General features: G+C 54.3%; 15 protein-coding genes. 9 read left to right on the forward strand and 6 right to left on the reverse strand.

Annotated features, from left to right (window positions below):
- Positions 1-42: 42 nt before the first annotated feature.
- From fdhF to ycgZ, 4 genes are all read right to left on the reverse strand, one after another.
- Positions 43-2,193: a formate dehydrogenase subunit alpha gene (gene fdhF / locus ACMWKA_RS13160; RefSeq protein ID WP_414760315.1), complete on the reverse strand. Its 2,151-nt coding sequence runs from the start codon at positions 2,191-2,193 to the stop codon at positions 43-45.
- A 176-nt stretch (positions 2,194-2,369) separates the two neighbouring features.
- Complete coding sequence (locus ACMWKA_RS13165) at positions 2,370-2,648, reverse strand: biofilm development regulator YmgB/AriR family protein (protein ID WP_013096961.1); 279 nt, start codon at positions 2,646-2,648, stop codon at positions 2,370-2,372.
- A gap of 29 nt (positions 2,649-2,677) precedes the next feature.
- Complete coding sequence (locus tag ACMWKA_RS13170) at positions 2,678-2,998, reverse strand: hypothetical protein (protein WP_047023701.1); 321 nt, start codon at positions 2,996-2,998, stop codon at positions 2,678-2,680.
- Positions 2,999-3,002: 4 nt separating this feature from the next.
- Positions 3,003-3,242, reverse strand: coding sequence for a regulatory protein YcgZ (gene ycgZ / locus ACMWKA_RS13175; protein WP_013096960.1), 240 nt, complete (start codon positions 3,240-3,242; stop codon positions 3,003-3,005).
- Positions 3,243-3,583: 341 nt separating this feature from the next.
- Here ycgZ and ACMWKA_RS13180 point away from each other — a divergent pair, with 341 nt between their 5' ends.
- The 9 genes from ACMWKA_RS13180 to ldtE all read left to right on the forward strand — a co-directional run bounded on the left by ACMWKA_RS13180 (position 3,584) and on the right by ldtE (position 12,665).
- A complete protein-coding gene (locus ACMWKA_RS13180) occupies positions 3,584-4,804 on the forward strand; it encodes a diguanylate phosphodiesterase (protein WP_013096959.1) in 1,221 nt (406 codons plus the stop codon).
- A 190-nt stretch (positions 4,805-4,994) separates the two neighbouring features.
- Entirely contained in the window at positions 4,995-5,723 is a 729-nt protein-coding gene (locus ACMWKA_RS13185; RefSeq protein ID WP_013096958.1) for a MerR family transcriptional regulator, read from the forward strand.
- A gap of 313 nt (positions 5,724-6,036) precedes the next feature.
- The gene (sufA, locus tag ACMWKA_RS13190) at positions 6,037-6,405 is read left to right on the forward strand and encodes a Fe-S cluster assembly scaffold SufA (RefSeq protein ID WP_008500631.1); all 369 of its coding nucleotides are present in this window, start codon (positions 6,037-6,039) and stop codon (positions 6,403-6,405) included.
- Between the two features lie 8 nt (positions 6,406-6,413).
- Positions 6,414-7,904: a Fe-S cluster assembly protein SufB gene (sufB, locus tag ACMWKA_RS13195; RefSeq protein WP_013096956.1), complete on the forward strand. Its 1,491-nt coding sequence runs from the start codon at positions 6,414-6,416 to the stop codon at positions 7,902-7,904.
- A 9-nt stretch (positions 7,905-7,913) separates the two neighbouring features.
- A complete protein-coding gene (sufC, locus tag ACMWKA_RS13200; protein WP_013096955.1) occupies positions 7,914-8,660 on the forward strand; it encodes a Fe-S cluster assembly ATPase SufC in 747 nt (248 codons plus the stop codon).
- Positions 8,635-9,906, forward strand: a complete 1,272-nt coding sequence (sufD, locus tag ACMWKA_RS13205; protein ID WP_150057220.1) for a Fe-S cluster assembly protein SufD — start codon at positions 8,635-8,637, stop codon at positions 9,904-9,906. The genes sufC and sufD overlap by 26 nt, the downstream gene beginning before the upstream one ends.
- Positions 9,903-11,123, forward strand: coding sequence for a cysteine desulfurase SufS (gene sufS, locus ACMWKA_RS13210; RefSeq protein ID WP_414760316.1), 1,221 nt, complete (start codon positions 9,903-9,905; stop codon positions 11,121-11,123). The genes sufD and sufS overlap by 4 nt, the downstream gene beginning before the upstream one ends.
- 14 nt (positions 11,124-11,137) lie before the next feature.
- A complete protein-coding gene (gene sufE, locus ACMWKA_RS13215; RefSeq protein ID WP_013096952.1) occupies positions 11,138-11,554 on the forward strand; it encodes a cysteine desulfuration protein SufE in 417 nt (138 codons plus the stop codon).
- Positions 11,555-11,651: 97 nt separating this feature from the next.
- The gene (ldtE, locus tag ACMWKA_RS13220) at positions 11,652-12,665 is read left to right on the forward strand and encodes a L,D-transpeptidase LdtE (protein WP_023620680.1); all 1,014 of its coding nucleotides are present in this window, start codon (positions 11,652-11,654) and stop codon (positions 12,663-12,665) included.
- A 61-nt stretch (positions 12,666-12,726) separates the two neighbouring features.
- Here ldtE and lpp read toward each other — a convergent pair whose 3' ends face one another.
- Together lpp and pykF are read right to left on the reverse strand one after the other, a co-directional pair.
- Entirely contained in the window at positions 12,727-12,963 is a 237-nt protein-coding gene (gene lpp / locus ACMWKA_RS13225) for a murein lipoprotein Lpp (protein WP_001082307.1), read from the reverse strand.
- Between the two features lie 311 nt (positions 12,964-13,274).
- The gene (gene pykF / locus ACMWKA_RS13230; protein ID WP_013096950.1) at positions 13,275-14,687 is read right to left on the reverse strand and encodes a pyruvate kinase PykF; all 1,413 of its coding nucleotides are present in this window, start codon (positions 14,685-14,687) and stop codon (positions 13,275-13,277) included.
- Positions 14,688-14,765: the final 78 nt, after the last annotated feature.

Consider the following 14,765-nt stretch of genomic DNA (forward strand, 5'->3'; position numbering starts at 1 on the left):
CGTAACGTAGGCCGGGTAAGCGCAGCGCCACCCGGCATTTTCTCAGGCATTCACCGCACTGATCAGCCGAGACTTCATGGACTGGTACGCCGATGCCGCAAAGTCCTCAGCCCAGCGTTGATCCTCAATGGCGTCCATCTGAACAGCACAATACTTCGTTTCCGGCGTTTTGGAGATCGGATCAAGATTATCCTGCGTCAGTTCGTTGCAGGCACCAATCCACCACTGATAGGTCATATATACAGCCCCGGCGTTGATGCGTTCGCTGAGGCTGGCGCGGGTAATCACTTTACCGCGGCGCGAACGCACCCAGACCAGTTGCCCGTCAGTGATACCGCGTTGTTCCGCATCCGCCGGGTTCAATTGCACCCGACCCGGTTCGTCGGCCAGGCTTTGCAGCGCAGCGCAGTTTCCGGTCATGGAACGACAGGAGTAATGTCCCACTTCGCGCACCGTGCAGAGCACCAGAGGATAGTCTTCGTCTGGTGTTTCAGCGGGCGCTCGCCAGGGCGCGGCAAACAGTTGCCCTTTGCCGGTTGGCGTGTCGAAGTGATTATCTTTGTACAGATACGGTGTGCCGGGGTGATCGAGCGTTGGGCATGGCCACTGGACATGGCCCATTTCGCCCATTTTTTCGTATGTTACGCCGTAGAACAGCGGACACAGCGCGCGCATCTCATCCCAGATCTGCTGGTTTGAGGTGTAGTGCATCGGATAGCCCATTTCTGTCGCCAGCAGGCTGATGATCTCCCAGTCGCGTTTTACGTTGCCGCTGGCCTCGACGGCCTTGCCGAAACGCTGGAAGCCGCGATCGGCACAGGTAAAGACGCCCCCGTGTTCGCCCCAGGAGGTGGCGGGTAACAGAACATCCGCCACTTCCGCCGTTTTGGTCATGAAGATGTCCTGAACCACCACAAAGTCGAGCGCCTCAAAGCCGCTGCGCACCAGGCCCAGGTCGGCCTCGGTCTGCAGCGGATCTTCCCCCATGATGTAATAGGCTTTGACTTTACCTTCCAGGGCGAGATGCGGCACCTCGGTAATGCGCGTGCCGACGCGATCGTCCATTACCGTAACGTCAATTCCCCAGGCATCGGCGAACTTCTGCCTGACAGCCGGGTCCGTCACGTCCTGATAGCCGGGGAACATATTGGGCAATACGCCCATGTCACACGCTCCCTGCACGTTATTTTGTCCGCGAACGGGACCGACGCCGACTGCAGGGCGACCAAGATTACCGGTTAACAGCGCCAGACTCGAAAGGCCTTTTACCACATCTACGGCCTGACCAAACTGTGTGACGCCCATTCCCCACATCACGGTCGCGGAAGGGGCCGCTGCGAAAGTGCGCATCGCCTGGCGGACATCGTGGGCGGGAATGCCGGTCAGATGTTCGACCTTCTCTGGCGCGTACTCTTTCACCGTCTGCCGGTAGGCCTCAAGCCCCTCCGTGAAGCGTGCGACGTAGTTTTTGTCGTACAACTCCTCTTCCAGCAGCACATAGCCAAAGGCGTTAACCAGTGCCATATTGCTGCCGTTTTTCAGTTGCAGATGTTGGTCGGCAATGCGGGCTGTTTCAATCCGACGCGGATCGCAGACGATAATTTTCGCACCGTTCTCACGGGCTTTCAGCACGCGGCGGGCGACTATTGGATGGGAATCGGCGCAGTTGTATCCGAAAACCAGCAGGCATTTTGAGTGTTCAATGTCGTTAATGGAATTACTCATCGCGCCGTTGCCCAGCGTTTCCTGCAAACCCGCCACGGAAGGCCCGTGGCAGACGCGTGCGCAGCAGTCCACGTTGTTGGTATGGAGTACCGCACGGGCGAATTTCTGTATCACATAGTTGGTTTCATTGCCCGTCCCCCGGGAAGAGCCGGTGGTCATGATGGACCGCGGGCCGAACTGCGCTTTAATGTTTTTAAGCTTGTTGGCGGTATAACGAATGGCCTCGTCCCAGGTGACCGGGGTAAAGGGTTCGCCTTTGTGGTAGCGGATCATCGGTTGCGTCAGGCGAGGGGTGAGCAAGCGGGTATCGTTAAGGAAGTCCCAGCCGTAAAAGCCTTTCAGGCATAAGGTGCCCTGATTGGTTACGCCGTCTGCGGCTTCGGCACGGATAATACGGTTATTTTCAACAACGAGGTTTAATTTACAGCCTGCACCACAGTAAGGGCAGACGCTGGCGATTTTTTTCATCAATAACAGACCTGTTAAGAAATGAAGCAAGATGACCGGAGAGCCCGATCCCGTAAAGAGGAATAAGCAGGAAGTGTGCCATCTTTACGATGCGTGTTTCACAGGGTGTTATGAGGGGGGGAGGGGTGTCATCGTCAGGCTGGTCGACAGTTATGACGATGACACGTTAGCTAATTTTAAAGGTCGTCCATTGTGTAACCCACAACAATTTCCAGCGTTTTACGAATGACGTCGGCCTGAACCACGTCATCCGTCGCTTCCAGCGTCTGGATCAGCCAGAGAATGATCGCTTTGTTGGTAAGGTGACCTTCCGTGGCCAGGACACAACGTACTGCAGTAGAAAAAATCGCGGATTCTTCAGCAAAACGATCGCCAGCGTGGCGGAAATACTCCGACAAAGCGCTGTCCAGAAAAGCCGAATGGTATTCGGGTTGTGGCTGAATATTCTGTCTCATTTGTTCTCACCGTAGCTGTTAAATTGCAGTCAATGTATTTTCCTGGGATTGGACGGTTTTCCATCACCAAATAACGGCACTACATTGTCTCTGTTATCCTTGAGAGATCCCTCTCTGCCTGGTCGTCCTTGCGCGGTTCTGCGACGTATAAAGGCGCTGTTTTTTGAGCCGATGTCGGCTATCACCCTCGCCAGTGTCTCCCGCCGCCGGGGATCCTTTTCATGTATTTGCATTTTACGCAGACGCTGTACCAGAGAATCGGTCGTCAGTGGCCCCCGTTCTTTCAGGAGGGAAAGCACGGCTTCACCGATAAGCTGGTCTGTGAGTCTTTCAGCGTCACTGCGATTCATAACGTTACCGTTCGAAGAGCAAACCAAGCAGCATGTGGTAATGCTGTTCCTCTTCCGGCCCTTCGGCCTTTTCGAGGCGACTTAAGAGTTTGGTGCAGAGCGACTTGCGGTTGAGGTTTCGCCCGTCGCTAAGAATTTCAACCACAACTTCACCCAGCGTTTCCTGTTGCGTTGGAAGCGCGGCTTTTTCGAAGTACTGCGCAATAGCGGCGGCAGAATCTGCGACGTAACCGTTCTGTTGCATGTTTCGCTCCTGTAAAATTTAGTAATCACTAACGTTACATTTAAGGTATACACAAATCCCAAATCTGTACATTAAAAATGTACAGATTTTTAAATATTTTATGATATATTTTATAAACTTTTTATATTTCAGAAGGTTATCGATGGAGTTTGTAACGGTATCGTAACAGAATATATTGTACAACTTGAAGCGTCGTGGTTAAGTTGTACAACATCGAAAACTCGGGTCATAAACGTCCTAAATCATTGAGACGTAAATTATTTGCCTGACAATTAATATGCTATAACAGAACTCTATCCACGCGTTTTCGTGGCCAAACCCCTAACCCCTCCAGGAAAAGCATGCTGACAACCATCATATACCGCAGCCATATCTGCGATGACGTTCCGGTGAAAGCGCTGGAAACCATGGTCGCTGCTGCAGATAGTAAAAACCGACAATCCGACGTCACGGGGATCCTGTTGTTTAACGGCACGCACTTTTTTCAGTTGCTCGAAGGGCCAGTCGAAAACGTGACCGCCATTTATGAGCAGATCTGCCGCGATCCGCGTCACCACAATGTGGTGGAACTGATGCGCGATCACGGACCTTCCCGGCGTTTTGGCAATGTTGGGATGGAGCTCTTTGATTTGCGTCACTTCGACCGGGAAGATGTTCTTCAGCAGGTGCTTAATAAGGGCACGACCCGCTATCAGCTGACCTATAACGATCGTCCGCTGCAGTTCTTCCGCACGTTCGTTGAGGCAACCGAGAAGGCCAACTATTTTGAATTGCCGCCCGCCGATGCCTGGGATTTTATCCCCGAGGAGACGCCGTTATCCGCACAACCGCCGGTGGTAGCAAAAGGGGCAGACTGCAGCTTTGCGTTTCAGCCGATTGTGGATCCCTTTATGCAGGAGGTGGTCTCCTGGGAGGCACTGCTGCGCACGCCATCCGGCGACTCGCCACGGGCCTATTTTGCGGCTCTTCCGCGTGAAGAGGTCTACGCAGCAGATTTGCACAGCAAACAGGTTGCGCTCTCCATGGCCAGTGCGCTGGGGCTACAGAATCAGACGCTGTCGATTAACCTGTTGCCCATGACGCTGGTCAATGTCCCGCATGCCGTCGATTTCCTGCTCACCGCTATCGACGCGAACGGCTTTGTGCCGGAGCAAATTGTGGTGGAATTCACCGAAAGTGAAGCCATCTCGCGCTTCGATGAGTTTACCCATTCGGTCCGGCAGTTAAAAAGTGCCGGTATCAGCGTGACGATCGATCACTTCGGGGCCGGTTTTGCCGGGCTGCAGTTGCTGGCCCAGTTCCAGCCGGACAGAATTAAGATTAATCGCGATCTAGTGCTGGATGTGCATAAAAGCGGTCCGCGTCAGGCCATCATTCAGGCGATTATCAAGTGCTGTTCCTCGCTGGAAATTCAGTTCTGCGCCGTCGGCGTGGAGAAGGCTGAGGAGTGGATGTGGCTGGAATCTGCGGGAATTTCCCAGTTCCAGGGGCATCTGTTTGCCAGCCCCCGACATGGCGGCATTCCGGCAATTTCGTGGCCCGAGAAAAAGTCTGGATTGTGATAAAGCTGTACAACCTTTGGCAGAGTTAACTGTACGTAAGGTGGAATTTAGACAACAATAGAGTTAACGGCGTGGATGGTGTCCTCACCATTCACCTGTTTCAAACTGAGGTCTTAGTTATACAAATAGCTTGTACAATCTGATAAGGTTGCTGTGGTTGGGTATGGAAGTATTGAGCGTGAGGGAGTTAATGGCCTATTACAGTATCGGCGAAGTCGCCGAACGATGCGGTATCAACCCCGTTACGCTGCGTGCCTGGCAGCGCCGTTATGGTTTGTTGAAGCCGCAGCGCAGCGAAGGGGGGCATCGTCAGTTCGACGACGAGGATATCCTGCGTATTGAAGAGATCAAACGTCTGATGAAATCAGGCGTTTCGGTGGGGAAAGTAAAAGCCTTGCTGGAGAACAAGGAAGTGATGACCCAGGGTAACTGGGCCGCTTTCCAGGAAGAGATGATGACCGTTTTGCGCTATGCCAGCCCGGCAAAACTGCGCGCAAAAATTGGCGAGTTTCGCCGCGATCACGCCATGGATGCGCTGATCGACAACATTATTACCCCCGTAAGGCAGCGCATGAATCAGGATCAAAATACGGTGCGCCATATGGCGAGCCTGTTTGATGGTGTGCTGATCGAATTCGCCGTGGCAAGCCTGGCAGAATCGCGTAAAAAAGCTGGTAAAGATGCGTTGCTCATCGGTTGGGAGTGCGACGACCGCACTCATCTGTGGCTTGAAGCCGCGCGCTTAGCCAATAAGGGCTGGCATATCGACGTGCTGGCAGAGCCGATTGATTCACCGCGTCCCGAACTCTTCCCCGGGCAGAAACTCTTTGTCTGGACGGGAAAATCGCCCACGCCCCGTCAGCAGGAACAGCTCGATCACTGGCGTGAACAAGGTTTTTCCGTCGCCTTTCATCATTAATCATCAGAGGCCTTGAGGGCCTTTTTTTCTTTCTGTCCTGTCCTGCGCAAAAGCTATCTCAAAAATAGGCATTTCCGATGCATATTTTGCTTTTCCTTTTAATCAGACGAACGACGCAGCGAAATGCATTATTAATCAATGCATTGAACAATTAAATCCATCCCGCCAGCATCCTCTCACAGGGTCTATGCTTAATAAAACCAGGCAAAAAGGGCGATTAAGCCTAATGCCCCTGCTGTCAGAGGGTTGAAGTGATAATCGTTATCACTAACATGGTGTTATGCCCTGATGGCTTATCAGATGAGGTGGACCTATGGAACTGCATTCAGAAACCTTTAACCCTGCCGATTTCGCCTGGCGCGGTTTAACGCTCACGCCAGCGGCGGCGGCACATATTCATGAGCTGGTGGCGAAAAAGCCAGAGATCCTCGGCGTGCGTTTAGGGGTCAAGCAGACCGGCTGCGCGGGGTTTGGTTATGTGCTCGACACCGTCACCGAACCCGAAAAAGATGATCTGGTGTTTGAAACGGATGGCGCAAAACTGTATGTCGCGCTTCAGGCGATGCCGTTTATCGACGGCACCGAAGTGGACTACGTGCGTGAAGGTTTAAACCAGTTATTCAAATTTCATAACCCGAAAGCCCAGAACGAATGTGGCTGCGGCGAAAGCTTTGGGGTATAGGCGGTACTATGTCTCGTAATACTGAAGCAACGAGTGAAGTAAATACCTGGAGCGGCGGACACCTCAACTATAAAGAGGGGTTCTTCACCCAGCTGCAAACTGATGAACTGGCGAAGGGCATCAACGAAGATGTCGTGCGCGCAATTTCAGCCAAACGTAACGAGCCGGAATGGATGCTCGAATTCCGCCTGAGCGCTTACCGGGCCTGGCTGGAGATGGAAGAGCCGCACTGGCTGAAAGCCCACTACGATAAGCTGAATTATCAGGATTACAGCTACTACTCTGCACCTTCCTGCGGCAGCTGTGACGACACCTGCGCCTCGCAGCCCGGCGCGGTACAGCAAACTGGCGCGGATAATAGCTTCCTGAGTAAAGAGGTGGAAGAGGCGTTTAACCAGCTTGGCGTACCGGTTCGCGAGGGGAAAGAGGTGGCGGTGGACGCCATTTTTGACTCTGTCTCGGTGGCAACCACCTACCGTGAGAAGCTGGCAGAACAGGGGATCATTTTCTGCTCTTTCGGCGAAGCGATCCACGATCACCCGGAACTGGTGAAAAAGTACATTGGCACCGTGGTGCCGTCTAACGACAACTTCTTCGCGGCGCTCAACGCAGCGGTCGCCTCAGACGGCACCTTCATCTACGTGCCGAAAGGGGTACGTTGTCCAATGGAGCTGTCGACCTATTTCCGCATCAATGCGGAAAAGACCGGCCAGTTCGAGCGCACCATTCTGGTGGCGGACGAAGGCAGCTACGTCAGCTACATCGAAGGGTGTTCCGCGCCGGTGCGCGACAGCTACCAGCTCCACGCCGCGGTGGTTGAAGTTATCATCCATAAAGACGCCGAAGTGAAATACTCCACGGTGCAGAACTGGTTCCCGGGCGACGGTAATACCGGCGGTATCCTCAACTTCGTCACCAAGCGTGCGCTGTGCGAAGGCGAAAACAGCAAGATGTCCTGGACCCAGTCTGAAACCGGCTCGGCCATTACCTGGAAGTATCCGAGCTGTATTTTGCGCGGGGATAACTCCATCGGCGAGTTTTATTCCGTTGCGCTGACCAGCGGCCATCAGCAGGCGGATACCGGCACCAAGATGATCCACATTGGTAAAAACACCAAATCGACCATCATCTCAAAAGGTATCTCCGCCGGACACAGCCAGAACAGCTATCGCGGGCTGGTGAAAATCATGCCTACGGCCACCAACGCGCGAAACTTTACCCAGTGTGACTCCATGCTGATTGGCGCAGACTGCGGCGCGCATACCTTCCCGTACGTGGAGTGTCGCAACAACAGCGCCCAGCTTGAGCATGAGGCGACAACGTCGCGTATCGGGGAAGATCAGCTTTTCTACTGCCTGCAGCGCGGGATCAGTGAAGAAGATGCCATCTCGATGATTGTCAACGGCTTCTGTAAGGACGTGTTCTCTGAACTGCCGCTGGAATTTGCCGTTGAAGCCCAGAAACTCCTCGCCATTAGTCTTGAACACAGCGTCGGTTAAGGAAAGCACATGTTAAGTATTAAAGATTTACAGGTTAGCGTGGAAGACAAAGCCATCCTGCGTGGCCTCAATTTTGACGTCAAGCCGGGTGAAGTCCACGCCATTATGGGGCCGAATGGCTCCGGGAAAAGTACGCTTTCAGCGACGCTGGCGGGACGCGAAGATTACGAAGTGACCAACGGCTCGGTGGAGTTTAACGGCAAAGATTTGCTGGAGATGTCGCCGGAAGAGCGCGCGGGGGAGGGCATCTTTATGGCTTTCCAGTATCCGGTCGAAATTCCGGGCGTCAGTAATCAGTTCTTCCTGCAAACGGCGCTCAACGCGGTACGCAAATACCGTGGCCTGGAGGCGCTGGATCGTTTTGATTTTCAGGACCTGATGGAAGAGAAGATCAAGCTGCTGAAAATGCCGGAAGATCTGCTGACCCGCTCGGTGAACGTCGGTTTCTCCGGCGGCGAGAAGAAGCGCAACGACATTCTGCAGATGGCGGTGCTTGAACCTGAACTGTGCATTCTGGATGAGACCGATTCCGGTCTGGATATCGATGCCCTCAAGATTGTCGCCGACGGGGTGAATTCTCTGCGCGACGGCAAACGGTCATTCATTATCGTTACCCACTATCAGCGTATTCTTGACTACATCAAACCGGATTACGTCCACGTGCTTTACCAGGGGCGCATTGTGAAATCCGGTGATTTCACGCTGGTCAAACAACTGGAGGAGCAGGGTTATGGCTGGCTTACCGAACAGCAGTAATGCGCTCCAGCAGTGGCACCGCCTGTTTGAAGCGCAGGGCGGAAGGCGTTCTGAGCAGGCACAACAGCACCTGCAACAGATGCTGCGCCTCGGTTTACCCACGCGTAAACATGAGAACTGGAAGTACACGCCGCTTGAGGGCCTGCTGAACGCTGAATTTGTCTCGCAACGGGCGGATATCACACCGACGCAGCGCGATGCACTGGCGCTGAATGTGGATGCCCTGCGCCTGGTGTTTGTCGACGGCCAGTTCCGTCCTGATCTGAGCGACAGCACCGACGAGAGCGGTTATACGATCGCCATTAATGATGAGCGCCAGAGCCTGACGGCACCCGTGCAGCCGGAGGTCTTTCTGCACCTTACCGAGAGCCTGGCGCAGAGTGTGACGCAGATTCACGTGAAGCGAAACCAGCGCCCGGCGAAACCGCTGCTGCTGATGCACATCACCCAGGGCCTGGACGGCGATGAAATCAATACTGCGCACTATCGCCACCATCTGGAGCTGGCGGAGGGGGCGGAAGCCACGATTATTGAACATTACGTCAGCCTCAACGATACCCGCCACTTTACCGGGGCGCGCCTGACGATGAATGTCGCCGCCAACGCTCAGCTGCACCATATCAAGCTGGCATTCGAGAACCCGCAGAGTCACCACTTTGCGCATAACGATATCCTGCTTGGACAAGATGCAGCGGCATACAGCCACAGCTTCCTGCTGGGGGGCGCGGTACTGCGTCACAATACCAGCACGCAGCTTAACGGCGAGAACACCACCCTGCGCATCAACAGCCTGGCGATGCCGGTCAAATCGGAAGTGTGCGATACGCGGACCTGGCTTGAGCACAACAAAGGCTACTGCAACAGCCGCCAGTTGCACAAAACCATTGTCAGCGACAAAGGCCGTGCGGTGTTTAACGGTCTGATCAATGTGGCGCAGCACGCCATTAAGACCGACGGGCAGATGACCAACAACAACCTGCTGCTGGGGCGCCTGGCAGAAGTGGACACCAAGCCGCAGCTGGAGATCTATGCCGACGACGTCAAATGCAGCCACGGCGCCACGGTCGGGCGCATTGACGATGAACAGATGTTCTATTTGCGTTCGCGCGGTATTGACCAGCAGGCGGCGCAGAAAATGATTATCTACGCCTTTGCCGCAGAGCTGACGGAGGCGCTGGACGATGGCCTGTTAAAACAGCAGGTGCTGACCCGTATTGGTCAGCGTCTGCCTGGAGGCGAAGCATGAGTTTTCCCCTAGAGAAAGTACGGGCCGATTTCCCGGTTCTGACCCGTGAAGTGAATGGACTGCCGCTGGCCTATCTCGACAGCGCTGCCAGCGCGCAAAAACCGAATCAGGTGGTGGATGCAGAAGCCGAATTCTACCGACACGGTTACGCCGCCGTGCATCGCGGTATTCATACGCTGAGCGCAGAGGCGACCCAGCGTATGGAGAACGTCCGCACCCAGGTGGCCGCTTTTCTGAATGCGCGCTCGCCGGAAGAACTGGTGTTTGTGCGCGGCACGACGGAAGGGATCAACCTTGTCGCCAACAGCTGGGGCAGTGCGCAGGTCCACGCGGGCGATAACATCATCATCACCGAGATGGAACACCACGCCAATATCGTGCCGTGGCAGATGCTCTGTGAGCGTGTGGGTGCTGCGCTACGGGTAATCCCGTTGAATCAGGACGGCACGCTTCAGCTTGAGCACCTTGATGCCCTGCTGGACGACCGCACGCGGCTGGTGGCGATAACCCAGGTCTCTAACGTGCTGGGCACTGAAAACCCGGTAGCAGAGATCGTCGAAAAAGCCCACCGGGCGGGCGCGAAGGTCCTGATTGATGGCGCTCAGGCGGTGATGCATCACGCGGTGGATGTTCAGGCGCTGGACTGCGATTTTTACGTCTTCTCCGGGCATAAGCTTTATGGCCCAACCGGGATCGGCGTGTTGTATGTGAAAGACGATATTTTGCAGGCCATGCCGCCGTGGGAAGGGGGCGGCTCGATGATCGCCACCGTCAGCCTGTCGGAAGGGACCACCTACGCGCGCGCGCCGTGGCGTTTTGAGGCTGGTACGCCCAATACCGGCGGGATTATCGGGCTTGGGGCTGCTCTCTCTTATGTCTCCTCCATTGGCCTTGAGGCCATCCAGGAGTATGAGCAGATGCTGATGCACTACGCGCTGCAGGAGCTTGCCAGCGTGCCCGAGTTGACCCTGTATGGCCCGGCCAACCGGCAGGGCGTGATTGCGTTCAATCTGGGAAAACACCATGCCTATGACGTGGGCAGTTTCCTCGATAACTATGGCGTGGCCGTGCGTACCGGGCACCACTGTGCCATGCCGCTGATGGCATTTTATCAGGTCCCGGCAATGTGCCGCGCGTCGCTGGTGATGTACAACACAACGGAAGAGGTCGACAGGCTGGTGGCGGGGCTAAAACGCATTCACCAGTTGCTGGGCTAACGGAGAAGCGAACAATGGCAGAGTTGCCGGACAAAGATAAATTACTGCGTAACTTCGGACGTTGCGCAAACTGGGAAGAGAAGTATCTCTATATTATTGAGCTGGGGCAGCGTTTGCCGCCGCTCAGTGAAGCGGCGCATAACCCGGATAATATTATTCAGGGCTGCCAGAGCCAGGTGTGGATTGTGATGGAGCAAAAGGGCGACGGTACGATTGAATTGCACGGCGACAGCGATGCCGCGATTGTGAAAGGGCTTATCGCCGTGGTCTTTATTCTCTACCACCAGATGTCCGCGCAGGATATTGTCGCCTTTGATGTGCGCCCGTGGTTTGAAAAAATGGCCCTGACCCAACACCTCACCCCGTCCCGCTCCCAGGGGCTGGAAGCGATGATTCGCGCCATCCGCGCCAAAGCTGCAATCATTAGCTAGACTTACAGGACAGCATTCATTCTGTTTCGCGAGGTGGTTCCCGCCTCGCTGGTTTTTCAGCTTTCTGGCGTTCTGTCAGTGAATAAGGAATCTCAGCATGAAGCGCGCGTCTCTAATAACACTCTTACTCCTTGGTTCGCTCGGCGCTCTTAATTCGGCCAGTGCGATGGATTATCCGTTACCGCCCGCAGGCAGCCGTCTGATTGGGCAAAATCAAACCTACACAATACAGGAAGGGGATACCAAACTTCAGACCATCGCACGTCGGTTTAATACTGCGGCACAGCTCATCCTTGAAACCAATAATACCATTGCGCCGGTAAACCCTGCGCCGGGAACGGTGATTACCATTCCATCCCAGATGCTGCTTCCGGACACGCCACGCGAAGGTATTGTGGTGAACCTGGCCGAGTTACGGCTTTACTACTATCCGCCGGGGGGGAATATCGTCCAGGTCTTCCCGCTGGGGATTGGACAGCTGGGGCTGGAGACGCCGGTCACGACGACCCGCGTGAGCCAGAAGATCCCTAATCCAACCTGGACCCCGACGCCGGGCATCAGAGCGCGCTCTCTGGAACAGGGCATTAAATTGCCGCCGGTCGTACCCGCCGGGCCAAATAACCCGCTGGGGCGCTTTGCACTGCGTTTAGGCGTGGGCAATGGGGAATATCTCATCCACGGTACCAGTGCGCCGGACAGCGTTGGTCTGCGGGTGAGTTCAGGCTGTATGCGCATGAATGCCCCGGACATTAAAGCCCTGTTCGAACAGGTGCGGGTCGGCACACGGGTGCAGATTATTAATGAGCCGGTGAAGTTCTCCGTCGAGCCGGATGGCAAACGCTATATTGAAGTGCATCGTCCGCTGGCGCAGGTGGAGGGAGAAAACCCGCAGATTACACCTATTACCCATTCCGCTGACTTTGCCTCGTTTGTTTCTCAGGCAGGAAGTGACAAAGCGCTTATTGATAAAGCCTTGTCGCGCCGGGCGGGGATCCCGGTCGCCGTATCGGCGGCTAACGGCCCGTCGGCCAGCAACAACGTGCAGTCCGTGCAGAACAGCCGTGTCTCTGCTGCGGTAACGGAAGAGGATGGCGAGAAGGTGACGCAGTAGGGGGTTTGACGCAGGCAAAAAAAATGGCGCACAATGTGCGCCATTTTATTAACAGGTACTATTACTTACGGTATTTAGTAGCCTGGTTGTCCAGACGCTGGTTAGCGCGAGCTGCGTCGTCTTTAGCAGCCTGAACGTCGGAACGCATTGCGTTCACGTCGTTGCTCAGCTGGTCAACTTTAGCGTTCAGAGTCTGAACGTCAGAAGACAGCTGATCGATTTTAGCGTTGCTGGAGCAACCTGCCAGCAGAGTAGAACCCAGGATTACCGCGCCCAGTACCAGTTTAGTACGATTCATTATTAATACCCTCTAGATTGAGTTAATCTCCATGTAGCGTTACAAGTATTACACAAACTTTTTTGGGTTGAGAATATTTTTTTGATGGGAATACGCCTATTTTTGATCGTTCGCTCAAAGAAGCAACGAATTCGGCATTTTTGTCGAAAAAGCTATGTTAAAAAAGGCATTTTTCATCGGATTCATCTTACATAAATCGCGATTAAATAGAAAAACCCGATTTGCTTTTTGAATAGAGTTGGCTAATACCACGAATAAAAAAAGCGCCCCGAAGGACGCTTTTTATCAAAAACTAATTCGTTTGAACATTATTACAGCACGTGAACAGAGGCGGTATTGGTTGTACCACTCGGTACCAGTGCACCCGAGACCATTACCACCACGTCGCCTTTCTGTGCCAGGCCGCTTTCCAGCGCCAGTTCTTTACCCTGAATATAGAAATCGTCAGTAGAGGCGATCTCTTTCACCAGGTGCGCAACAACACCTTTGCTCAGCACCAGCTGACGCGCAGTGGTTTCATTGGTGGTCAGCGCCAGGATAGTAGCATCCGGGAAGTATTTACGTACGGCACGCGCAGATTTACCGCCCTGCGTTGCAACCACGATCAGTGGCGCTTCCAGCTTCTCAGCCGTTTCTACCGCACCGCGGCAGACCGCTTCAGTGATGCGCAGTTTGCGGCTGTCGTTGTTGAAGTCCAGACGGCTGGTCATCACGCGGTCAGTACGTTCGCAGATGGTGGCCATGATGGACACCGCTTCCAGCGGATATTTACCTTTTGCGGATTCGCCAGACAGCATGACGGCATCAGTACCGTCGAGGATGGCGTTCGCCACGTCGCCTGCTTCTGCGCGGGTTGGACGTGGGTTTTTGATCATGGAGTCCAGCATCTGGGTGGCAGTGATAACCACTTTACGTGCGCGGACACATTTCTCGATCATCATCTTCTGCGCGAAGATCACTTCTTCAACCGGGATTTCAACACCCAGGTCGCCACGCGCAACCATGATACCGTCAGACGCTTCGAGGATTTCGTCGAAGTTGTTCAGGCCTTCCTGGTTTTCGATTTTGGAGATGATCTGGATCTTCTCGCCGCCGTGCGCTTTCAGGTGCTCACGGATTTCAACCACGTCGGAACGTTTACGGATGAAGGAGGCAGCAACGAAATCAACGCCTTGCTCGCAGCCGAAGATCAGGTCTTGCTTGTCTTTTTCAGCCAGTGCTGGCAGCGCGATGGAAACGCCTGGCAGGTTAACGCCTTTGTTTTCGCCCAGGTCGCCGTTGTTCAGCACTTTACAGATGACTTTGTTGCCTTCGATGGCGGTCACTTCCATTCCGATCAGACCATCGTCTACCAGCACGGTGTTACCCACAGACAGATCGCTGGTGAAGCCTTCATAGGTTACCGCAACGATTTCGCTGTTACCGACCACAGACTTGTCAGTGGTGAAGGTGAAGGTCTGGCCCGCTTTCAGGGAGACGTCGTTACCACCTTCCAGTTTGATGGTGCGGATTTCAGGACCTTTGGTATCCAGCAGGATGGCGGCTTTTTTACCGGTCTTGCTCATGACGTTGCGCAAGTTCTGGATACGCTGACCATGTTCAGCGTAGTCACCGTGAGAGAAGTTCAGACGCATAACGTTCATGCCGGCGTCCAGCATTTTGGTCAGCATCTCTTCAGATTCGGTTTTCGGGCCGATGGTACAAACAATTTTCGTCTTTTTCATGACAGTCTTAGTCTTTAAGTTGGGAAGGATATGGAAATCTCGCTCCGGGGGCGCACCGCCGCGGAGTCAAACCTGTGT

The organism is Enterobacter sp. 03-F-07-AD-ECC (assembly GCF_047530935.1).
GTDB classification, from domain to species: Bacteria; Pseudomonadota; Gammaproteobacteria; order Enterobacterales; family Enterobacteriaceae; genus Enterobacter; species Enterobacter cloacae.